This window comes from Caballeronia sp. LZ028, assembly GCF_031451415.1.
Classification (GTDB): Bacteria; Pseudomonadota; Gammaproteobacteria; order Burkholderiales; family Burkholderiaceae; genus Caballeronia; species Caballeronia zhejiangensis.
The window spans coordinates 1-22,146 of record NZ_JARUXN010000014.1; the positions used below are offsets into that span (position 1 = coordinate 1).

The 22,146-nt window shown below is 63.6% G+C and carries 20 protein-coding genes; 9 read left to right on the forward strand and 11 right to left on the reverse strand.

Annotation, left to right across the window (positions count from 1 at the left end; genetic code table 11):
- Positions 1–406 precede the first annotated feature (406 nt).
- The 11 genes from QCE58_RS31590 to QCE58_RS31640 all read right to left on the reverse strand — a co-directional run bounded on the left by QCE58_RS31590 (position 407) and on the right by QCE58_RS31640 (position 12,858).
- Positions 407–2,146, reverse strand: coding sequence for an ABC transporter substrate-binding protein (locus QCE58_RS31590; RefSeq protein WP_008346806.1), 1,740 nt, complete (start codon positions 2,144–2,146; stop codon positions 407–409).
- A 102-nt stretch (positions 2,147–2,248) separates the two neighbouring features.
- Positions 2,249–2,530, reverse strand: coding sequence for a DUF2160 domain-containing protein (locus tag QCE58_RS31595; RefSeq protein ID WP_008346804.1), 282 nt, complete (start codon positions 2,528–2,530; stop codon positions 2,249–2,251).
- Positions 2,530–3,342, reverse strand: coding sequence for a carbohydrate ABC transporter permease (locus QCE58_RS31600; protein WP_008346802.1), 813 nt, complete (start codon positions 3,340–3,342; stop codon positions 2,530–2,532). The genes QCE58_RS31595 and QCE58_RS31600 overlap by 1 nt, the downstream gene beginning before the upstream one ends.
- Positions 3,332–4,225 (reverse strand): carbohydrate ABC transporter permease, encoded by an 894-nt coding sequence (locus tag QCE58_RS31605; protein WP_008346800.1) that lies wholly within the window; start codon positions 4,223–4,225, stop codon positions 3,332–3,334. Before QCE58_RS31605 ends, QCE58_RS31600 begins: the two co-directional genes overlap by 11 nt.
- On the reverse strand, positions 4,222–5,346 hold the full coding sequence (locus tag QCE58_RS31610; RefSeq protein WP_250522306.1) for an ABC transporter ATP-binding protein: 1,125 nt from the start codon (positions 5,344–5,346) through the stop codon (positions 4,222–4,224). The genes QCE58_RS31605 and QCE58_RS31610 overlap by 4 nt, the downstream gene beginning before the upstream one ends.
- The gene (locus tag QCE58_RS31615) at positions 5,333–6,424 is read right to left on the reverse strand and encodes an ABC transporter ATP-binding protein (RefSeq protein ID WP_250437321.1); all 1,092 of its coding nucleotides are present in this window, start codon (positions 6,422–6,424) and stop codon (positions 5,333–5,335) included. The genes QCE58_RS31610 and QCE58_RS31615 overlap by 14 nt, the downstream gene beginning before the upstream one ends.
- A 313-nt stretch (positions 6,425–6,737) precedes the next feature.
- Positions 6,738–7,601: a hypothetical protein gene (locus tag QCE58_RS31620; RefSeq protein WP_309780888.1), complete on the reverse strand. Its 864-nt coding sequence runs from the start codon at positions 7,599–7,601 to the stop codon at positions 6,738–6,740.
- Entirely contained in the window at positions 7,598–8,386 is a 789-nt protein-coding gene (locus QCE58_RS31625; RefSeq protein ID WP_250522304.1) for a MetQ/NlpA family ABC transporter substrate-binding protein, read from the reverse strand. The genes QCE58_RS31620 and QCE58_RS31625 overlap by 4 nt, the downstream gene beginning before the upstream one ends.
- Positions 8,386–9,426, reverse strand: coding sequence for a formylglycine-generating enzyme family protein (locus QCE58_RS31630; RefSeq protein WP_250522303.1), 1,041 nt, complete (start codon positions 9,424–9,426; stop codon positions 8,386–8,388). The genes QCE58_RS31625 and QCE58_RS31630 overlap by 1 nt, the downstream gene beginning before the upstream one ends.
- 7 nt (positions 9,427–9,433) lie before the next feature.
- Entirely contained in the window at positions 9,434–11,374 is a 1,941-nt protein-coding gene (locus QCE58_RS31635) for an arylsulfatase (RefSeq protein ID WP_250482025.1), read from the reverse strand.
- A gap of 290 nt (positions 11,375–11,664) precedes the next feature.
- Positions 11,665–12,858: a porin gene (locus QCE58_RS31640; protein WP_250522302.1), complete on the reverse strand. Its 1,194-nt coding sequence runs from the start codon at positions 12,856–12,858 to the stop codon at positions 11,665–11,667.
- A gap of 288 nt (positions 12,859–13,146) precedes the next feature.
- Between QCE58_RS31640 and QCE58_RS31645 the strand changes: the two genes are divergently transcribed.
- The 9 genes from QCE58_RS31645 (at position 13,147) to QCE58_RS31685 (ending at position 22,137) form a co-directional block, all read left to right on the forward strand.
- The gene (locus QCE58_RS31645; RefSeq protein ID WP_250522301.1) at positions 13,147–13,614 is read left to right on the forward strand and encodes a RidA family protein; all 468 of its coding nucleotides are present in this window, start codon (positions 13,147–13,149) and stop codon (positions 13,612–13,614) included.
- Between the two features lie 243 nt (positions 13,615–13,857).
- Positions 13,858–15,078, forward strand: coding sequence for a sulfite dehydrogenase (soxC, locus tag QCE58_RS31650; protein WP_250522322.1), 1,221 nt, complete (start codon positions 13,858–13,860; stop codon positions 15,076–15,078).
- Between the two features lie 25 nt (positions 15,079–15,103).
- A complete protein-coding gene (locus QCE58_RS31655) occupies positions 15,104–15,688 on the forward strand; it encodes a cytochrome c (RefSeq protein ID WP_250437310.1) in 585 nt (194 codons plus the stop codon).
- Between the two features lie 141 nt (positions 15,689–15,829).
- Positions 15,830–16,051: a hypothetical protein gene (locus QCE58_RS31660; protein ID WP_033535802.1), complete on the forward strand. Its 222-nt coding sequence runs from the start codon at positions 15,830–15,832 to the stop codon at positions 16,049–16,051.
- Between the two features lie 165 nt (positions 16,052–16,216).
- Positions 16,217–16,567 (forward strand): DUF3088 domain-containing protein, encoded by a 351-nt coding sequence (locus QCE58_RS31665; RefSeq protein WP_033535827.1) that lies wholly within the window; start codon positions 16,217–16,219, stop codon positions 16,565–16,567.
- Positions 16,568–16,591: 24 nt separating this feature from the next.
- Positions 16,592–17,920 (forward strand): LLM class flavin-dependent oxidoreductase, encoded by a 1,329-nt coding sequence (locus tag QCE58_RS31670; RefSeq protein ID WP_175981585.1) that lies wholly within the window; start codon positions 16,592–16,594, stop codon positions 17,918–17,920.
- Complete coding sequence (locus tag QCE58_RS31675) at positions 17,920–18,873, forward strand: aliphatic sulfonate ABC transporter substrate-binding protein (RefSeq protein WP_008346779.1); 954 nt, start codon at positions 17,920–17,922, stop codon at positions 18,871–18,873. The genes QCE58_RS31670 and QCE58_RS31675 overlap by 1 nt, the downstream gene beginning before the upstream one ends.
- 131 nt (positions 18,874–19,004) lie before the next feature.
- A complete protein-coding gene (locus tag QCE58_RS31680) occupies positions 19,005–20,342 on the forward strand; it encodes an LLM class flavin-dependent oxidoreductase (protein WP_008346778.1) in 1,338 nt (445 codons plus the stop codon).
- Positions 20,343–20,538: 196 nt separating this feature from the next.
- A complete protein-coding gene (locus QCE58_RS31685) occupies positions 20,539–22,137 on the forward strand; it encodes an ABC transporter substrate-binding protein (protein WP_250437300.1) in 1,599 nt (532 codons plus the stop codon).
- Positions 22,138–22,146: the final 9 nt, after the last annotated feature.

Below are 22,146 nucleotides of genomic sequence, written 5' to 3' on the forward strand. Positions count from 1 at the left end.
GCGGAAGTCGGTATACGCGGCTGACGCAAGGCCGTCAATCAAGGCGACATGGCCGCTCGTCGCTGGGAAGGTGCTTGGGAGAGGTTCGGACGCTCCCGAACGTTTGTCAGGAGCGCGCGAAAGACCCGCCCGAGGTCTCCACGATAGGCCGTACCCGGCCCATCAGCAGCCAGTCATAGAACAACCGTCTCAATGGCGGAAAGGGGTCGGCTTCAGCCCTTCGGACCACGGTCGTAGCAGAAGAACGAGGCGGTAATCCGCGAATTTCGGCTGATGGTCATCAAGGGCCGTCAGAGATTGCATCCGCATCGAATCGTCGCTGCCGCTTCCAGCCCCACCGCGCCCGTCCAGCAACCCACAAAAAAGGCGGCACAACCAAGTGCCGCCAATCCAAAAACCAAAACCCCTACCGCACCTTACCCGCCTTCCACGCCGACAGCAGTTGCTCATACTTCACCGTTTCCCCCTTCGGCTTCTCATTGGCAAGCGCCTTCCACGGCGCGTGCTGGTCGGACAGCCACTTCGACGGATCGCTCTGCGCATTCAGCTCCGGCGCGCAAACCTTCATCCCCGCCCGCTGCAAACGGGACAACACCTGGTCCATTTCCTTCGCCAGGTTATCCATCGCAGCCTGCGGCGTCTTCTCACCGGCGACAGCAGTGCCGACGTTCTTCCACCAGAGTTGCGCCATCTTCGGATAGTCGGGCACGTTGTTGCCGGTCGGCGTCCACGCGACGCGCGCCGGGCTGCGATAGAACTCGATCAAGCCGCCGTATTTATCCGCGTTCTTCGTGAAGTAGTCGCTATGAATGTCGGAGTCGCGAATGAACGTGAGGCCGACAATCGACTTCTTGAGCGACACGCTCTTCGACGTCACGAACTGCGCGTATAGCCACGCGGCAGCGCGCTGATTCGGCGGCGTCGACTTGAAGAAGGTCCACGAGCCGACGTCCTGATACCCGTTTTGCATGCCCTCCTTCCAGTAGGCGCCGTGCGGGGAGGGCGCCATGCGCCACTTCGGCGTGCCATCCGCATTCGTGACGTTGCCCGGCTTGAGCATCGACGCCGTGAACGCGGTGTACCAGAACACCTGTTGCGCGATGCGTCCCTGCGCGGGCACCGGGCCCGCTTCGCTGAAGGTCATGCCCGACGCTTCCGGTGGCGCATATTTCTTGAGCCAGTCGATGTATTTGGTCGTCGCGTAGACCGCTGCCGGGCTATTAGTGCCGCCGCCGCGCGATACCGACGCGCCTACCGGATGACAGCCATCAGGCGTCACGCGGATGCCCCATTCGTCGACGGGCATGCCGTTCGGAATGCCCTTGTCGGCTTCGCCCGCCATGGAAAGCCACGCGTCCGTGAAGCGCCAGCCGAGCGACGGGTCTTTCTTGCCGTAATCCATATGGCCGTAGACCTTTTCTCCGTCGATGGTTTTCACGTCGTTCGTAAAGAACTCGGCGATGTCTTCATACGCGGACCAGTTGACCGGCACGCCGAGTTCGTAGCCATATTTCGCCTTGAACTTGTCCTGCAAGTCCTTGCGTGCGAACCAGTCCGCGCGGAACCAGTAAAGGTTCGCGAACTGCTGGTCGGGAAGCTGATAGAGCTTCTTGTCCGGCGCGGTCGTAAAGCTCGTGCCGATGAAATCTTTCAGGTCAAGACCAGGGTTCGTGTATTCCTTGCCTTCGCCCGCCATGTAATCGGATAGCGGAACGATCACGCCATAGCGATAGTGCGTGCCGATCAGGTCCGAGTCCGAAATCCAGCCGTCGTAAATGCTTTGGCCGGATTGCATCGAGGTCTGCAATTTCTCGACGACGTCCCCTTCCTGAATGATGTCGTGCTTCACCTGAATGCCGGTGATTTCGCTGAACGCTTTCGCTAGCGTTTTCGATTCGTAGGTGTGCGTGTCGATGGTTTCCGACACGACATGAATCTCTTTGACGCCCTGCGACTTGAGTTTCGCCGCGGTATCGATGAACCATTTCATCTCGTCCATCTGCTGCTGTTTCGACAGCGTGCTGGGTTGAAACTCGCTGTCCACCCATTTCTGCGCCTCGGGCGTTCCCGCCAGAGCCTGGTTCGCGAAGGCACCCGACACGATACTTGCCACTGCCAGCGCGACGATCCGTCTCCTCTGATGCATGGTCTTCTCCTGTGTCTTCCGTGCCCCTTCGATCTTGTCGGCGCCCGCTGGGGGCATCAGCGGAACCGGCAGTTGTCAGTCATCGCTGCATGCGTCGGCTTGCTAGCCTTTCCACATGATCGCGAGCAGCACCAGCACCGAGGCTATGAAGCCCGGCCACGAACTCGAGCCCTCCGCGCTGATCGCAAGCCACGCGAGATTCACATAAGCGGCAGTCAACAGGCCGATGAAAAGGCGATCGCCGCGAGTCGTCGCGATAGGCAGAAAACCCTTGCGTTCATGAGTCGGCGAGCACAGTTCCCATACCGTCATGCCGCCCAGCATCACGACGATGCAGCCGAAAAAAATCGCCACCTCGGGCGTCCAGTACATCCACGTGAACATCACACTCTCCCCATCGCGAAGCCCTTCGCGATGTAGTTGCGCACGAAGTAGATCACGAGCGCGCCGGGAACGATCGTCAGCACGCCCGCAGCCGACAGCACGCCCCAATCCATGCCGGCCGCCGACACGGTGCGCGTCATCACGGCAGCGATAGGTTTCGCGTTGACCGAAGTCAGCGTGCGCGCGAGCAGCAGTTCGACCCAGCTGAACATGAAGCAGAAGAAAGCCGTGACACCGACGCCCGACTTGATGAGCGGCAGAAAGATCTTCACGAAGAAGGCGGGAAACGTATAACCGTCGATATACGCGGTTTCGTCGATCTCGCGCGAGACGCCCGACATGAAGCCTTCGAGAATCCATACGGCAAGCGGCACGTTGAACAGCATGTGCGCGAGTGCGACGGCAATGTACGTGTCGGTCAGGCCGATGCTCGAATAGAGCTGGAAAAACGGCAGCAGGAACACGGCGGGCGGCGTCATGCGGTTGGTGAGCAGCCAGAAGAACATGTGCTTGTCGCCGAGAAAGCGATAACGCGAGAACGCATACGCGGCAGGCAGCGCGACCAGCACGGACATCACCGTGTTCATCAGCACGTAGATGATCGAATTGATGTAGCCCCAGTACCACGAGGGATCGGTGAAGATCACCTTGTAGTTGTCGAACGTCACGTGCTGCGGCAGCGTGGCGAACGTCGACATGGTCTCCTCGTTCGTGCGCAGGGAGATCGACAACATCCAGTAAAGCGGAATCAGCGCGAACAGCATATAGACGACGAGCACCAACGTCCGCATCCAGCGGCGCTTATCCTGCATGGTCGTCTCCTTGCGCAGCGGGGCCGCCTCTGCCGACGCGATTCATCCAGTTATAGAGAATGAAGCACAACAGCAGAATGATCAGGAAATAGATCAGCGAAAAAGCCGCGGCCGGGCCGAGGTCGAACTGGCCGACCGCTTTTTGCGTCAGGTACTGACTGAGGAAGGTCGTGGAATCGCCGGGTCCGCCGCCTGTCAGTACGAACGGCTCCGTGTAGATCATGAAGCTGTCCATGAAGCGCAGCAGCACGGCGATCATCAGCACGCCGCGCATCTTCGGCAACTCGATGTAGCGGAATACCGCAAAGCGGCTCGCGCCATCTATCTCCGCGGCCTGATAGAAGGCGTCCGGAATCGCGCGCAAGCCCGCATAGCACAGCAGCGCGACGAGCGGCGTCCAGTGCCAGATGTCCATCACCAGCACCGTGAGCCATGCGGCGGTGGGACTCGCCGTGTAGTTGTAGTCGAAGCCGAGACTATTGAGCCAGTAGCCGAGCAGTCCGATATCCGGGCGCCCGAAGATTTGCCAGATCGTGCCCACCACGTTCCATGGAATCAGCAACGGCATGGCGAGCACGACGAGCGTCGCCGATGCGCGCCATCCCGAAGCCGGCATCGACAGTGCGAGGCCCACGCCCAATGGAATCTCGAACAGCAGAACGCACGCAGAGAAAATGACCTGTCTGCCGAGTGCCTGGCGCAAATCCGGATCGGTCATGGTGTTGCGAAACCACTCCGTACCGACGAACACATGCTGCGTCGGGCCGATGATGTCCTGCACCGAATAGTTGACCACGGTCATCAGCGGCAGGATCGCGGAGAACGCGACGCAGATGAACACCGGAACGACCAGCAACCACGCTTTCTGATTGACGGGCTTCATCGCGCGGCCTCTTCGGAGATGCGTGTTTCGATTCGTTCGTCGTTGCAGAAGAATACGGTCTCAGGCGCAACCAGATGCAGCCAGGCAGGTCCGTCGACAATCCGTACATGCGGTTCGAGCCTCGCATTGAACACATGGCCGTCGCATTGCGCGGTCACCAGTTGATAGTTGCCGAGTTGCTGTGCGCGAAGCACCCGCGCGTTGAGCGCACCCGCTCTGCCTTCATGCGAAAGCCGTACGAATTCCGGGCGAATCCCCAGCTTGAGCGCGCCGTTTGTCTGCTGATGCGCGGCCCGTAGCGTCGCGAGCGTGCCCGCGTCGAGCGGCAGGCGCTGCGAGCCGATTCTTGCGCCGTCTGCGTCGAGCTCGATCGGACAGAGATTCATGCCCGGACTGCCGATGAAGTAGCCGACAAAAGCGTGATCCGGCCGCAGAAAAAGCGCATCGGCTCCGCCTTTCTGAACGACGCGGCCATTCGTCATGACCACGACTTCATCCGCGAAAGTCAGCGCTTCTACCTGATCGTGCGTCACGTAGATAAGCGTGAGCTTGAGTTGCTGATGGATCTTCTTCAACTGCCGGCGCAGCATCCACTTCATCGCGGGATCGATCACGGTGAGCGGTTCGTCGAAGAGAATCGCCGCCACGTCCTTGCGCACGAGGCCGCGCCCGAGCGATATTTTCTGCTTGGCGTCGGCGGCCAGATTGCTCGCCTTGAGCGGCAGGTCGCGCGTCATATCGAGGATTTCCGCGACTTCGTGCACGCGCTTCGTGACCTCGGCGGTCGACATCATCCGATTGCGCAGCGGAAACGCGAGGTTGTCGAACACGGTCATCGTGTCGTAGACCACGGGGAACTGGAACACTTGCGCGATGTTGCGCTCGCGTGCGCCGAGCGCAGTCACGTCGCGTCCGTCGAACAGCACCTTGCCCTCCGACGGCTTGACGAGCCCCGACACGATATTCAGCAGCGTGGTCTTGCCGCAACCCGATGGCCCGAGCAACGCGTAAGCGCCGCCGTCATCCCAGACCATGCTCATGGGTTGAAGCGCGTAGTCGTCGAGCGTCGCGGGGGCCGGTCCGTACGCGTGCCCGAGATTCTGGAACTCAATGCACGCCATGAGCTGCCTCCGGGCTGGACACCAGTTGGGTATCCGCGCCGAACACGAACAGTTCGTCAGGGTCGATGAAAACATCGAGCTGCGTGCCGAGCTCGATCTGATGCACGCCCTGCAATTGCGCAACCAGGTCGACCGCGCCGGTCAGCGTGCGCAAGTGCAGGTATGTTTCCGAGCCGCTCAGTTCAGCGAGTTCGAGCCGGCACGCAACGGCGATCGCATGAGCGGCCTTCGCCTCGAGACGCACGTGCCCCGGCCGGATGCCGATGCGGCATGCGCCGTTCGCGGCGAGACCGTGCCGGACCGGAACCTCGACGCCGATCGGCAGACGCGCGCGGCCGTTGCCGCAGTCGCTCGTCAGCATGTTCATCGGCGGGTCGTTGAAGACGGCTGCGGCCGCGACGTTGACCGGTGCGTTATAGACATCGAGCGTGGGACCGAACTGCAGAACCCGGCCTTTATCGACGATTGCCGTATGGCCGCCCAGCAGCAGCGCTTCGAGCGGTTCGGTGGTCGCGTAGACGACCGTCGTCTTGCCGTCGGCGAAAAGCGTGGCCAGTTCGAGGCGCAATTCCTCGCGCAGCTTGTAATCGAGATTGACGAGCGGTTCGTCGAGCAGCACCAGCGACGTGCGCTTCACGAGTGCACGCGCGAGCGCGCAGCGCTGCTGCTGTCCGCCCGACAGTTCGCCTGGCCGCCGCTCCAGCAAATGGTCGATATGCAGTCGGGCCGCGACTTCGTGCACGCGCCGGCGGATTTCGGCAGGGTCGGTTTTTTGCAGACGCAAAGGCGAGGCGATGTTCTCGAACACCGTCATCGCGGGGTAGTTGATGAACTGCTGATAGACCATCGCGAGATTGCGCTGGCGCACGCTGACGCCTGTCACGTTCTGGCCGTCGACGAGCACCCGGCCGTCGTTCGGCCTGTCGAGACCCGCCATCACGCGCATCAGCGTGGTTTTGCCGGCCTGCGTGGGTCCGAGAAGCACGTTGATGGCGCCTGGGACAAGGCGCAAATCCACGCCGTACAGATACGGCTGCCCGCCAGAAACGACACTGACCCGCTCCAGTTCAAGGACCAAATCGCTCTCCTCTCGGCATGCACGACGCCAGCCGCAGAGCTGGCGCTTCAGAATGACGTCAATTGGGTTGCGCTTCGATTACATGCAGCAGCCAGAATGTCCCTTTTGTTGGTTTGCGTTTAAATCGGGGTAAACCTTACGACAGGATGAGATCCGGAAATCGGCTGCGGGCTGGGGGCGATCGGCATGAGATACGTTGAAATAGAGCATTGACTCAATTTCTTTAGACGCACGTTGGACGGTCCGATTGCTGCGTAGCAAAAAGGCGGATTCGTATGCTGCCCGTCGGCACGAACGGCGCATTCGCCGAGCCTCAGAAGAGAAACCACGCCTCGGCGTCTTTCTCGAGCGGCGAGGCTGCGGTGCGTTCGGGCAGCGCGCGGAGATGCGCGCGTGCATGTTGAAGTGCATCGGAGAAACCGCGCAGTGTCTGCGTCGTCGGCCGGTCGTCGAGGCGGCGGCGTTGCACGGCCTGCGCGACATTCCGGTGTATCAGCGCCGTCTGCGCATCGATATAGGCGATGCACGCGCGCGCGAGCGCCGTCGATAACGTGCCGATACCCATGAGCGCCGGCACGCTCGCAATGGTGCGATAACCGTCGGAAGGAAGCATCGCGAGCGCGCGGCGCGGATCGGCGAAGTCGCGTCTCAGGACATCGAACAACGGCGCGGCCCATAGCTCGCGCTCGATGCCTAGCGCGTGCCGTCTGCGTTGCACGGCCGCCTTGGCCTCTTCATCCACGATCTCGCCAGCCTTGAGGAGCAACGCACCCGGATGCTCGCCCGGGCGGATGCATTGCGCGCCGATCCATCCCGCGCCACGCGAGCGCTGCGCAAGCACCGCATTTTGCAGGTGATCGGGCACGAGCGGGTCGAGCGGCACCGCGATGCACTGATCCGGCTTGCCCTTTGCATGAAGGCCGCACAACCCGTCATGCGCGAGCGCGGAACAGCGGCCGAGCGACGGGTAATCGAGCGCAAGCGTCGTGATGGTGATGGCACTGGCCTCATCGACGGGAAACGCGTGCAGTGGCGTGTCCGCGCCTCGCGGCATGCGTCCGAGCGCGATGCAGCCGACGAATACGTCGCGGTGTTCGAACAGTTCGCGTAGCGACATCGCCGGCGGACTGTTGCAGCATTTGCCGCACGCGGTGCAGTCGAACGAGTAGCTATTCACCAAGGCCGGCGCACGGAATCCTGATACTGCGTGAGGATGAAATGCGCGACGTCGTCGGAATGAAAGACACGAACGAGTCGCCCGACCCAGGCGGCCTTCGCGTCGCGCGTACGCACGGCGAGAACATGCTGATAAGGCGAGCGCGCATCTTCGATGCCGATGCTGTCGCGGCCCGGCTTCAGCTTGTTGCGCGCGGCGTCGTCGGCGTTCATCGCGACGAAGCTCGCCGTGTCGAGCGCTTCGTAGAGCTTCGCGCGTTCCACCCGGCGGATCTTCAGACCGAAGCGATTGCCGGCGATATCCCCGAGCGTCGGATGAAGGCCCGCGCCGTCCTTCAGCGTGATGAGCGCATAGTTCTGCAGGAGGATCAATGCGTGCGCGGTGCCGGCGGCATCGGCCGGAACGGCGACGGTCGCGCCGCGCGGCAAGTAGGCGATCGATGCGAGCTTGCGCGAGTAGAGCGCCATCGGCAAGGTCACGGTCGCGGCGACGCTTTCGATCGCGTAGCCGTTGCGCGCGCTGCGGGCGGCGAGGCTGGCTTCGTCCTCGAAACTGGCGGCATCGATCGTACCGTTTGCGAGCGCGGCGTCGATGCGCGCGGCATCGTCGAAAGCCACGACGGCGAGCGGCAAGCCCTGCTTCGCGGCGACTTCACGCACATGCGCGACGATCGTCGCTTCCTCGCCCGGCATCACGCCGATGCGAACCGTCTGCTCCGCGGCATGCGCCGTCGTCACGAAAGAGGCTGCCAGAACCGCCCGCGCGAAAACGAATCGCGCGCGCATCAGCCGTCCCTCAGCACGGTGCGAAAGCCGATATGCGACGCGGGCAAATCCGCTTCCTGCTGCTCGCGCGACGACGCCCGGTAGCGCACGCAATAATCCTGCGCGCACAGGAACGAGCCGCCCTTGATGACCATGGCCGTGTCGTGCTTGCGCGCTGGGATCACCGCCGCCGTGTCGCCGTTCGAATGCGGCTGACGCGGACCGGTGTAAGGATCCTTCGTCCATTCCCATGCGTTGCCGATCATGTCGTACAGCCTGAAATCGTTCGCCGCATAGCAACCGACCGGCGCCAAACCCGCATGGCCGTCTTCGGCGGAGTCGAGCACGGGAAACACGCCTTGCCAGTAATTCGCCGATGGCTTGCCGCGCGCATCGCGCGGAGCGGCGTCGAGCTGCGCGCCTTCCCGCCCGGCCTTGCCCGCGTATTCCCACTCGGCCTCGGTCGGCAGATCGCGGCCGAGCCAGTGCGCGTAGGCGAGGGCGTCGGCGAGCGTCACCATCGTCACCGGACGATTTTCGTGCCCTTTCCATGTGCTCGACGATCCCGTGGGATGCTTCCACGACGCACCTTTCACCCACGACCACCACGCGAGATCGCGTGCGTTCATTTCTTCGCGCGTCGGGACATGGAACACGACAGCGCCGCCCTGACGCTCGGCTTCGGTCACATAGCCCGTCGCGTCGACGAAAGCGGCGAACTGCGCGTTGGTTACATCGGTCTGGTCGATCCAGAAGGCTCCGACCTTCGTCTTGCCATCGCCCACCGGGCGCTCGTCCTCATAACCCTGTGTGCTGCCGAAGACGAATTCGCCGCCGCGCAGGTGCACCATGCCCGCGCGCGGATCGTCGCGCCACTTGGCGGGAATGCCCGAATAGCGTTCGCATTGCTGCTCGGAGCCGAGCGGCGCCAGCGTGCGCGCGAGATTGCGCGGATCGAAGCCGTGCTCCGCGTTCACGGCGAGCGCCCCGCCGAAGCCCGCGCCGAACAACGCGAGCGTCACGGCGCCGGCGCCTGCAAGGGATGTCCATCTACGACTCATCGCGCGCTCAGTAGTAGCCGCGCGGCCGCAGCGGTTCGACGCCGCCCACCGTGCTCATGTAGCTGTTCCACTGCTGCACGAGACTGTCGATGACGGACGGATTCTGCGCCGATACGTCGTTGTTCTCGCCGCGATCGGCCTGCAGGTCGAAGAGCTGCCAGTGACCGTCGACGGGACCGGTCGGCGGCTCGGTCCAAAGCGCCTTCCAGCGGCCATCGGAGCTGCGCAGATAGCCGCGTCCATAGGCTTCGTCACCGAACGCGGCGGTGTGCACTTCCGCGGTGCCGTCGCCCTTGAGAATCGGGAGCAGCGACTGTCCGGTGACCGGATAGACGTAGCGGTTGTTATAGACCACCTTGCCCTTGTTCGAATCGACGCCCGTGAGCGTATTGATCGAAGCCGGCGCGGGCTGCGTCGGCGGCGTGATCTGTGCGACGGCGAGGAAGGTCGCGGTGTTGTCGGTGACGTGCGTGAAGGCGCGCAAGGTGGGCAACTGCGCCGTCTGTCCGGGCAAATGTGCGATGAGCGGTGTCGATACGCCACCTTCGCCCGCGTAGCCCTTGGTGAGGCGGAACGGCGTCGCGCTGACTTCGGCCCAGCGCAGGCCGTATTGCAGACGCCGCGCGTTCTGCTGACCGTTGTCGGTGCCGAGCGTCGAATAGACCGCATCGGATGCGTTCGCGGTATCGGTCGCGGTCGGATCCGCGCCCGAGTCGATCGGCCAGCCTTCCGCGCCGTTATCGGACTGAAACAGGATGAACGTGTTGTCGTATTCGCCGATGTCTTTCAGATGCTGGATCAGCAGGCCGATGTTGTGATCGAGATTCTCGACCATGCCGGCATAGATTTCCATGTAGCGCGCTTGCGCCTTCTTCTCGGCGGCGGACAGGCTGTTCCACGACTTGTTGACCGTGCCGGGACCATAGTCGCTGTAGCCTTGCGCGGCGTTGTGCACGGCGCTGATGTATTTCGCGTCAGCGCTGCCATTGTTCGCCGTGGCGGGCGACGAGGTCAGCGTTTCCGGCGCGCCCTGATACGGATTGAAATCGGCGGGAATGATGCCGAGCGCCTTCTGCCGCGCGATCCGCGCATTGCGGATGACGTCGTAACCTGCGTCGTACTTGCCCGCATAGTTGTGCAAGTAAGGCTCGGGCACCTGCAAAGGCCAGTGCGGCGACGTGTAGGCTGCGTAGGCGAAGAAGGGCTTGCCGTCGCCCTTGTTCGAATCGATGTAGGAGATCAAGCGCTGCGTATAGAAGTCGGTCGAATAGAAGACGCTCGGACTGCCGCCTGCGCCGCCTGGCTGGCCGGGCTGTCCCGGCTGAACGTATTGACCGTCTTCCGTGTAGTTTTTCGAGCCTGCGGGTTCGTGCGCGAAGTGATTCGTCGCGGCGCCGCCGAGCAGCGCATAGCTATGCTCGAAGCCCCACTGATCCGGCGTTTGCCCGCCGCCCGTGGTGCTGCCTACGATTCCCGAGCCGATGTGCCACTTGCCCGCCATGTACGTGTGATAACCGCCATCCTTCAGCAACTGCGCGACCGAGAGCGCCCGGTCGTTCAGATAGCCTTCGTATCCCGGCAGGCCCTTGCGTTCGTCGGTCGGCGTGCCCATCGTGCCTTCGCCGACGAGATGGTGGTCGGTGCCTGAGATCAGCATGGCGCGCGTGATCGCGCAGACCGTGCCGGTGTGATGGTTCGTGAGGATGCGGCCCGATGCGACGAGCGCATCGAGATTCGGCGTGTTGATTTCGCCGCCGAACGCGTGGATATCCGAGTAGCCGAGATCGTCGGCCATGATGTACAGGATGTTCGGCCGTTTGGCGGCGGCGACCGGCGCGGTCGTCGGCGAGCTGTCGCTGGAAGAGCCGCACGATGCCAGCGCGAAGAGGCTGGCGACGGCGAGCGCAACGGCGGCGCGGCGGGTAGCGATCGAGCGGTGCAAGGTCATTGTCGTTATGGCGGTCCGTTGAAAGCGAGCGGCGATCTTAGCAACCGGCTCAAGGCCGCCAAAGATCGATTTCTGCTTTGCTTGTCGCCTTCAGAGATTTGAAAGAACCGCGATTGCGCGTCGTGCGAATGCGCTCGGCGACGCTCGAAGCACGAGGCTTCGAGCGTGCCTTCCGGATGCGCCCGATTCGTGCAAGCGCGTAGGGAAACGGTGTGAGCGCAGCGTATCGAGGGTGTCGTTCCGCGCTTTCGCCGCGGGATTTTCACCGGTTCGATGCGGTTCTTCGCAGCTCAGAAGCGCACGCGCACGCCGCCGAACGCCGCCACTTGCCGGTTCGTCGACGACGGCGTGCCCGCGTCGGCGATAGCCGCGATCTTCTGATAGCCGTTGCCGACGCGCGTCGAGGCATCGCCCGCCGCGAGCTGATAGACGCCGGAGAGATAGAGGTCCGTGCGCTTCGACAATACATAGTCGACGCCGAGCGTGAACTGATGCCAGCGCGGCTTGAGTGTCGCGCCGCCGGTGCCGGGCAGACTGTTGGCGCGGCCATCGGTGAAGGTGTACACGCCGATCAGCGTCGTCGCCGGCGTAATGTTGTAGCGGCCGTTCACATCGTAGTTGTTGAACTTGCGCGACGAGCCATCGTTGTAGTCGAGCTGCGTGTGGCTCCATGCGAAGCCGACTGTCGCGACCGATCCGATCGCGTAGTTGCCGCCCGCGACCGCCACTTGCTGCCGCGCGACGCCGCCGTTCAGGCCATAGAAGAAGGCGCCGCTGTAGTCGTCGCCGGACGTGGTCGATGCACCGCCGACCGCGCCGCTCGTGTTCGACGCGACATTCGGATGATCGAGCAGCAAATAGCCCGCGCCGAGTTGCAACGGCCCGCTGGCGTAGCTCGCCGATACGCCCCAAGCGCGGTTGTTGCCGAAGCCCGCGCCCGCGCCGTTGCTCGCCTGATTGCTGAACCCGTAGAGCGCATCGACAGTCACGCCCGCGAAGGTATCGCTCTTGAACTTCACGGCATTGTTGATGCGGAAGGTCTGATTCAGATTGTCGTTATCGCCGACGTGCGTGGCGGGCGACCAGAATCCCGGCCCCGCGAAGAGCGCGACGAGATCCGTGTTCGGATCGTACTGACGCCCGAGCGTCAGCGTGCCGATGCCCGTCTTCGCCACGCCCACATAAGCTTGCCGCCCGAATTCGCGTCCGCCTTGAGCGAGTGTGCCGTCGTTGACGCGATAGCCGCTCTCGAGCGTGAACAGCGCCTTGTAGCCGCCGCCCAGATCTTCGACGCCTTTGAGGCCCCAGCGGCTGCCGTTGAGCTTGCCGCTCGTCGCCTGCACGTTGGATGCGCCACGCTGATTGTTCGTATAGGCGAGGCCGGCGTCGGTGATCCCGTACAAGGTGACGGAACTCTGTGCCTGAACGATGCCCGGAAGGGCGGCCAGTAAGCCAGCGGCGCCGGCGAGTGCGACTCGTTTCATTCGCTTCCTTAGGTATTAACCATGAGTTCGAGGAAGCCGGATACTACGGTCGTGCTTACCGAAGTCCAACAAAGGATTTTTCGTTTGTAATGGTCGGAGCGTCTGATTTGGATTCCGGATTACATCGGAGAAGCGATGCAGAAATCGCGAGCAGGCGCGCAACGAACGCTTCGCGCCGCGCGAGGCCGGTCATATCGATATGAGGCTTCGTTGGTTAGCGCGCCGGCCGTTGCTGCATAACATGAGCGGCTGCGCGTGATGTCACGCATTCATACCGACAGGAGCACCATGAGCGCCGACGAAAGACTCGACCGTCTGATCGACCCCGAACGCACTTCGAGCAACCCGAAGGCTAACTATCGCAATGCCACGCGCTGGGGCGATCTCGTGTTCGTGTCGGGCAAGTCGGCGGGCGCCGCCATCGACGGTAAGCCGTCCAAAGGCAGGCTGGGTGACACGCTCACGCTCGAAGACGGCGTTTCGTTCGCACGCGAGGCGGCAGTGGAACTGCTGCTCGTGCTGCGCGATGAACTCGGCTCGCTCGAACGCGTGAAGCAGGTGCTCGACGTGCAGGGCTTCGTGAACGCCGACGCCGCCTTCGAAGACCACGCGAAGGTGCTCGACGGCGCATCGGATCTGCTGGTCGAGGTTCTGGGCGATGCCGGCGTGCACGCGCGCTCGGTGTTCGGCGCCGTGTCGTTGCGCGGCGGGCAGCCGGTGATCCTGCGCGCCGTCGTCGGCGTGAGCGACTCATGATGTCATCGCATTCGCAGGAACGCGTTAGACGATGGCGCTTAAGCAACCCTTGTCATTTGCATAGTCGCAATCGCGATTGGGCATCCCGAAACCGCGACCTATAATCGGGCGCCCGACTGCCTGTCTTCTCTGCCCGACTCATCGAGCATGCCGAAAATCCCGCGTTTCTCATCGTTTTCCGCCACACGGCCGGGCGATCCCGCGAAGCCGGAGCAACACGCTCCCGCGTCGCCGCGACGCCGGATGCTGGGCGGCCTCGCGCTGTCGGCAGCCGTGGCGCCTCACGCGAATGCGGCGTCCGGACTCTTGCAGCCGCTCAGCGTCGAGCCGTGGACGCGCATGCCTGGCGCGCCGATTCTCGATCATCCCTATGGCCTGCCATCCCCGCGCGAATCCGAGGTCGTGCGTCGCGCGGCGCGTGCGTGGCCGGTGCCGGGCGCGGCTTCGTCGCTGACGCCGCTCGCCGATCTGCACGGCGCGATCACACCGAACGGGCTTGTCTACGAACGCCATCACGCCGGTGTGCCGGATATCGACCCGGACCAGCACCGGCTCGTGATTCATGGCCTCGTGCGCGAGCCGAAGCTCTTCACGATGGACGATTTGCTGCGGCTGCCTTCCGAGTCGCGCGTGCACTTTCTCGAATGTTCGGGCAACACCGCGAGCGAATGGAAAGGGCCGAGCGGGCTGCCCGTTCAGCTCACGCACGGGCTTCTGTCGTGCTGCGAGTGGACCGGCGTGCGGCTTTCGACGTTGATCGAGGCGGCCGGCGGGCTCGCTGCGAACGACGGCCACGCGCCGCGCTGGATTCTCGCGGAGGGCGCCGATGCAGCCGCGATGACGCGCAGCCTGCCGCTCGATCGCGTGCTGGATCGCGCGTTCGTCGTGTATGCGCAGAACGGCGAGCGGCTGCGGCCGGAGAACGGCTATCCGCTGCGGCTTCTGGTCCCCGGCTTCGAAGGCAACACCAACGTGAAGTGGCTGCGCAGGCTGAAGCTCGTCGACGCGCCGCTCGAAACGCGAGAGGAAACGTCGAAATACACGAACTTGCTGGCCGATGGTCGCGCGCGCCAGTTCGTGTTCGAGATGGATGCGAAATCGGTCATCACGCGGCCATCGCCCGGGCACAAGTTGACGACTCACGGTTACTACCCGATCGTGGGGCTCGCCTGGTCGGGACGCGGTGCGATCCGTCAGGTCGAAGTATCCGTCGATGGTGGCCGTTCATGGCAAGCGGCGCGGCTCGATGGCGCGCCCGGCGATCGCGCGCTCACGCGCTTTCATGCGGGATGGGTGTGGAACGGTGAACCGGCCACGATCCTCTCGCGGGCAACGGATTCGACCGGATACATCCAGCCGACGCGCGAGGCGCTCGTCGCCGCGCGCGGGCTGAACTCGAACTACCACTACAACGGCATTCAGCAATGGCGCGTCGACGCCGATGGCAGCGTGAAAAATGCATAGGGAATCAACTCGACAACTTCGCGCCGTGCGCCCGCTGATCGTGGGTCTGACGGCGCTGTGTCTTACCGCCTGCTCGGGGCCGTGGCGGGACGGGCGCGCGTCGCAGGCCGGGTTGGACGATGCAACGCATCGCGCGGCTGTCGGCACGATCGGCACGATCGGCACGCCCGTGAGCGCGGCGGACATCGCCGCGTGGAACATCGATGTCGCGCCTGACGGTCGCGGCCTGCCCGCGGGCAGCGGCGACGTGGTGACCGGTGCGCGGATCTTCGCGGCCAAGTGCGCCTCGTGTCACGGCGCGAAAGGCGAGGGCGTGCTGGGCGACCGGCTGATCGGCGGGCGTGGCACGCTCGCGAGCGAGAAGCCGGTGCGCACGGTCGGAAGCTACTGGCCGTACGCGACGACACTGTTCGATTACATTCGCCGCGCGATGCCCTATAACGCGCCGCAATCGCTGAGCGCGGACGAGGTGTATGCCGTGAGCGCGTGGATCCTGAATCAGAACGGCATCGTTCCCGACGACGCCCGCCTCGATGCCCATTCGCTTGCCGCCATCCGCATGCCGAATCGCGATGGATTCGTTCCGGACCCGCGACCGGGACGCCTTTGACATGCATAGCATGACGTAATGACGAATCGATGCGGCCGGTGATTTGCAAACGTAAAAGGATTGGTTGGCCATGCGTTCGTCGGCCCCTAGCATGAAGCGGTTCGGGCAATGTTGCCTGAATTTGCCGCGAGGACTCGCTCCATGCAATACAAAGGTTATGAGGTTGCACCCTCCGCTCAGGCCATGCCGAGCGGCTTGTATGCGGCCAACCTGACGATCGAACATCGCCGGTACGCGCACGGTGCAAGCTTCACTTTCGATGCGCTCGATTACTTCTTCGAGCGCGATCATGCGATCGCCTATGCGGCACGCTGGGCGCGGCTGTGGATCGATCAGCGCAGCGCGCGCAAGAAGCGCGGATAACGTCGACGAAGCATCGGATAGCCGCATGAGCTGTCGGTCCGGAAGGCGCCCGCGATCCGTCTTTCGTCATGCGCGCCGCAGATTTGGTTAGCAGATCCAATTCGTTCCAATCTCCGCGCGGGATGGTTACGCTGTGGCGGCTCTCAACCACGCATGACGCTGACCATGACCCAACGCGATCTACTCATTCTGCTGGAACCGGGCTTCACCGATCCGAAGCGCCCGGGCGAAGTGTTCATCTGCCCGGACGGTGCGCCGATCGAAGGTCTGCTCGCAAGCGATCCGGCGCGCAACGCGCGCCTCGATATCCGCCGCGTGCCCTTCGAGCGTCCCCGCAAGGCCGCGGTCGAAGCACTGAGCGAGGCGCATCAAAGTCTGCCGGTGCTGGTGCTGGGCGATGCGTACCCCGCGCCGTCCGACGCGCAAACCGTCGGCGAGAAACGCTTCGTCACCGATACGCGCCGCATTCTCGCGTTGCTCGCAGAGCGCCACGGTTTTCCCAAAGTGCATGACTGATCCGGCAAACGAGACTATTCGCTCATGCCCCGACCTATACATCTGAATCTCTTCGTTCACGGACGCGGCCATCATGAAGCAGGCTGGCGTCATTCCGGCGCGACGCGCCAGGCGCTGACCGATATCGACTATTTTCGCGATCTCGCCGTCAGGGCGGAGCAAAGCCTGTTCGATTCCGTGTTTTTCGCCGATGCCCTCGCGCTCGGCGATGGCGCGCAATTCGTCGCGTCCGGCGCGCTCGAACCGATCACCACGCTCGCGGCGCTTTCGCAGGCGACTTCGCGCATCGGACTGATCGCGACGGCATCGACCACGTACACCGAGCCGTTCAATCTCGCGCGTCAGTTCGCTTCGCTGGATCACATTTCGCGCGGGCGCATCGGCTGGAACATCGTGACCTCGTGGGTCGGCGGCGCGGGGCCGAACTTCGGCTACGAGCAGCAGATCGAGCATGCGGAGCGCTACGCACGCGCGCACGAGTTCCTCGAAGTCGTCACGCAACTGTGGGATAGCTGGGCCGATGACGCCATCATCGATGACGCGTCGAGCGGACGCTTTCTCGATCCGGCGCGCGTGCGCAAGATCGGCTATCGCGGGAAGTTTCATCGCGTGGCGGGGCCGCTGAATCTGCCGCGCCCGCCACAGGGGCATCCGGTGCTGGTGCAGGCGGGCTCGTCGGCGACGGGCAAGGCGTTCGCCGCGCGCCATGCGGAAGCCGTCTTCACCGCGCATCTGACGAAGCAATCCGCGATCGACTTTTATGCCGAGCTCAAGGCGGGCGCGAGGGCCGCGGGCCGCTCGGAGCAGGACATCGTGATCCTGCCGGGCATCAGCGCGGCGATCGGTTCGACCGAAGCGGAAGCCAGCGCTCTGCTCGACGAACTCGACTCGATCACCGATGTCAGCGTGGGACTCGGCCGCCTGTCGAACCGCTTCGGCGGCTACGATTTCTCGACGCTGCCGCTCGATCAGCCGCTGTCCGTCGATGACTTTCCGGACCCGTCGACGGTGCAGGCCGCGCAAAGCCGCGCGGCAGTCATCACGCAACTGGTGGCGCGCGAGCGTCCGACCTTGCGCAGCCTGTTGAGGAAGCTCGCGGCGGCGCGCGGGCATTTCACGCTGTCCGGCACGCCCGAACAGATTGCAGATGTCATTGCCGACTGGACCGAAAGCCGTGCCGCCGATGGCTTCAACGTGATGCCGCCCATACTGCCCGCGCAGCTCGAGCACTTCACCGAGCATGTCGTGCCGATTCTGCAAAGGCGCGGCCTGTTCCGGCGCGAGTACGAAGCCGCCACGCTGCGCGGTCACTACGGTCTCGCACGTCCCGCCAATCCTTATTTCAAGTCTTGATGCCGATCCGCTTCCTGAAATCCATCATCGCCGCCGGTTGCTTCGCCGCCGCGTTTGCCGCGCACGCTGACGAGGGCTATCCCGCGCAGATCAACATCGGAATCCAGAAGGGCGACGGTCTCGTCGCGCTGCGGGCATCGGGCAAGCTGGAGCAGGCTTTCGCTTCGCATCACGTCAAGGTTTCGTGGCACGAGTTCGTGTATGGCGCGCCGCTCGTCGAAGCCATCAATGCGGGCGACGTCGATGTAGGCACGGTCGGCTCGACGCCGCCGATCATGGCGCAGGCGGGCGCGGCGCCATCGGTCGTGTATGTGGCGTATGCGCCGAGACTCGTCAAAAGCTATGCGATCGTCGTGCCGAAGGATTCGCCCGTGAAGGACCTGCGCGATCTGAAGGGCAGAAAGATCGCCTTCGCCAAGGGCTCGCAAGGGCACCTGTTCGTGCTGAAGGCGATGCAGGATGCCCACATGGACCCGAACGCCGCGCAGTTCACGTACCTGTCCTATGGCGATGCGCGCTCGGCGTTCGAGCGCGGCTTCATCGATGCGTGGGCCGTGCCCGATCCGCGTTACGCGGACACCGAACTGACCACCGGCGCGCGGACCATTCTCACCATCGGGGATCTGTCGGTGCCGCAATACGGCTTCTATATCGCGACGCGCGACTTCGCGCAAAAGTATCCCGCCGCGCTGCGTCTGCTGTTCGATCAGCTTGCACGTCAGACGAACGACAGCCTCGCGCATCCGCAGGATACGGCGCGCTTTCTGTCCGCCAATACGGGCGTGCCGCTCGCCGTATGGAACCGGGCGATCTCGCGCCTGGAGTGGGGCGCGAGCTATCCGATTCCCGACGACGTCCTTGGCGCGCAGCAGGACTCGGCGAATCTGGCTTTCGATACGAAGGTGATTCCGCGCCGCATCGATGTGCGCCAGGCGGTGTTGCAGATCAGGTAAGGATCGACGCGCGCGCTACGCAAGCCTTATCCGTTTAGCGCCGCTTTTCATATGCTTCGTCGAATTCGTTCGTGGCGTCGTTCGCGTCGCCCGTACAAGATGGAGAGTTATCCCTTTCTGTGGAGCTTTCCATGAGCGGCGATGCCCCGCGCCAACTGCATCTGAACATCAACGCGCTTCATTCCGGATTCGTGCCGTCGGCATGGCGTCTGCCGGATTCGGATCCGAACGTATTCCTCGACGTGAGCCACTATGTGCGCCTGGCGCAACTGGCCGAACGCGCGTGTCTCGATGCAATCTTTCTCGCCGATAGCGCCGCGATCTCCGATCAGCTCGACATGCGCCCTATCACGGCGCTCGAACCGACAATGCTCCTCACGAGCATTGCAGCCGCGACCACGCATCTTGGGCTGATCGCGACGGCATCGACGAGTTACAACGAGCCGTATAACATCGCACGCCGATTCGCGACGCTCGATCTGATCAGCGGCGGGCGCGCGGGCTGGAACATCGTGACGACCGCGGACCTGCCGTCTGCGCGCAACTTCGGTCACGACACGGTCCCCGACCATGCAACGCGCTATGCACGCGCGGACGAGTTCGCGGCGCTCGTCAAGACGCTGTGGAATAGCTGGGATGACGACGCATTCATCGCGGACAAATCGAGCGGGCGGTTCGTCGATCTCGACAAGGTGCATCCGGCCGATCATCGTGGGCGATTCTTCAGCGTGCGCGGCGCGCTGAATCTGCCGCGCTCGGCACAGGGTCATCCGGTTCTGGTGCAGGCGGGCGCATCGGGCGACGGACGCGAGCTTGCCGCGCGTCACGCGGAAGCGGTGTTTTCGGCCTCGCAATCGTTCGATGAATCGCGTGCATATCGCGAAGATCTCAACGCGCGCGCGGCGCGTTACGGACGCGGCGCGAACGCGGTGAAAGTGCTCGCGGGACTGACGACGATCATCGGTTCGACGGAAAGCGAGGCGCTGCGACGCCGTGACGAACTCGTCGATCTGATTCCGGTGCAGTACAGCCTGAACCGCATCGCTGGCACGCTCGGCGTGCCCGTCGATTCGCTTTCGCTCGACAGGCGTTTGCCCGACGACTTGCCGCTGCCCAATGGCGGCAACGGCAATCACACGTTCTTCAACGCGACGCTCGCGCAGGCGCGCACGCATGGCTACACGGTGCGCGAGCTCATCCGTGCGCTGGCGGGCGGCGGCGGACATCGCGTGATCGTCGGCACGCCCGAGCAAGTCGCGGATGACATCGAGCACTGGTTCAGGAACGGCGCCGCCGACGGCTTCAATCTGATGCCCGACGTGCTGCCCGATGGTCTCGAAGCCTTCACGGAAGGCGTCGTGCCGATACTTCAGCGGCGCGGCATTTTCCGTCGCGCGTATGAGGGCAAGACCTTGCGCAGCCATCTGGGGTTGTCGGTGCCCGAGGGCGCGGTGCTCGACATGCATTAGGCGGGTGGTGGGGGAGCGGTGCGCGTGGCGTAGCGATCGCCTCTCGGCATTGCACCCAACGTCACATGCTTTTCGCGCCGCCATGCTTTCCATATGCATAACCGTTCGTTCACGCGCGCGCGCAGCCGTTTTATCGTGATCGCCGCGGCGCGTCATATTCGGCCGTCGAACAACGAACAGAGAGGAATGGCATCACATGGCAGGCTTCAACCGACGCGATTTTCTGGTCTCATCAGGCGCGGCGCTCGCGTCCGCCGGCCTGTCTTCGCTCGCTTTCGCGCAGGAAGCGGCACCCAGGCGTGGCGGCACGCTCAACATGCTGATCAATCCCGAGCCGCCCGTGCTCGTATCGATCTTCCAGACGACGGGCCCCGCGCTCGTCGCGAGTTCGAAGGTGCTCGAAGGTCTGCTCGCCTATGACTTCGATCTGAAGCCGAAGGCGCAGCTCGCGACCGCGTGGAACGTGAGCCCGGACGGTCTCAAGTACACGTTCACGCTGCGCCAGAACGTGAAGTGGCACGACGGCGAGCCTTTCACATCGGCGGATGTGGCGTTTTCCATCGACTTGTTGAAGTCGATCCATCCGCGCGGGCGCAGCACCTTCGCCAACGTGACGCGCGTGTCGACGCCCGATGCGCGCACCGCGATCATCGAATTGTCGAAGCCCGCGCCGTATCTGCTGAAGGCGCTGTCGGCGGGCGAATCGCCGATCGTGCCGAAGCATCTCTACGCGAACGGCGATCCGCTGACGAACCCGCATAACAACGCGCCCATCGGCACCGGGCCGTTCCGCTTCAAGTCGTGGACGCGGGGCGCGAGCATCGTCTACGAGCGCAACCCGGATTACTGGGACGCGGGCAAGCCGTATATCGATTCGCTCGTGTTCAAAGTGATTCCCGATGCCGCCGCGCGCTCCGCCGCGTTCGAAACCGGCGCGCTCGATCTCGGCGGCGAGAATCCGGTGCCGCTTTCGGATCTGCCGCGTCTCACGCAATTGCCGCAGCTCGCCGTGGAAACGCGCGGTTATCGCTTTCTGGAACCGCTCTCGGAGATCGATTTCAATCTCGCGCATCCGATCCTGAAGGACGTGCGCGTGCGTCAGGCGATCGCCCATGCGATCAATCCGCAGATCGTGCAGAAGACGATCGCCTACGGTTACGCCGACATTTCTCCGACGCCGATCACGCCCGCCTCGCCGTATCACGACGGGAAGCTCGCGCCTTACGCATTCGATATCGCGAACGCGGAAAAGCTGCTCGATGCCGCGGGTTATCCGCGCAAGAACGGCGGCCCGCGCTTCCAGTTGACGCACGATTTCCTGCCTTATGGCGACATGTACCGGCGTCAGGCCGATTACGTGAAGTCGGCGCTCGCGCGTGTGGGCATCGACGTGACCGTGCGTTCGCAGGATCTGCCTTCGTTCCTCAAGCGCGTGTATGCGGACCGTCAGTTCGACTTCACGAGCATCGGCGTGAATACGTTGTTCGATCCGAGCGTGGGCGTGCAGCGTCTCTACTGGTCGAAGAACATCCGGCCCGGCGTGCCGTTCTCGAACGCGCCGCACTACAGCAATGCGGAAGTCGATACGCTGCTCGAATCGGCATCGATCGAAACGGATGAGAAGAAGCGCGTGGCGCTCTATCAGCAGTTTCAGCAGATCGTGTATCGCGACCTGCCGATCCTGAATCTCGTCGCGCCGCGCATGGTCACGCTCGCGAACCGGCGCGTGCGCAATCACACGGTGTCGGCGCAGGGGCTGGAAGGCAATCTCGCCGATGTGTGGCTGAGCGCCTGAGGACGGACG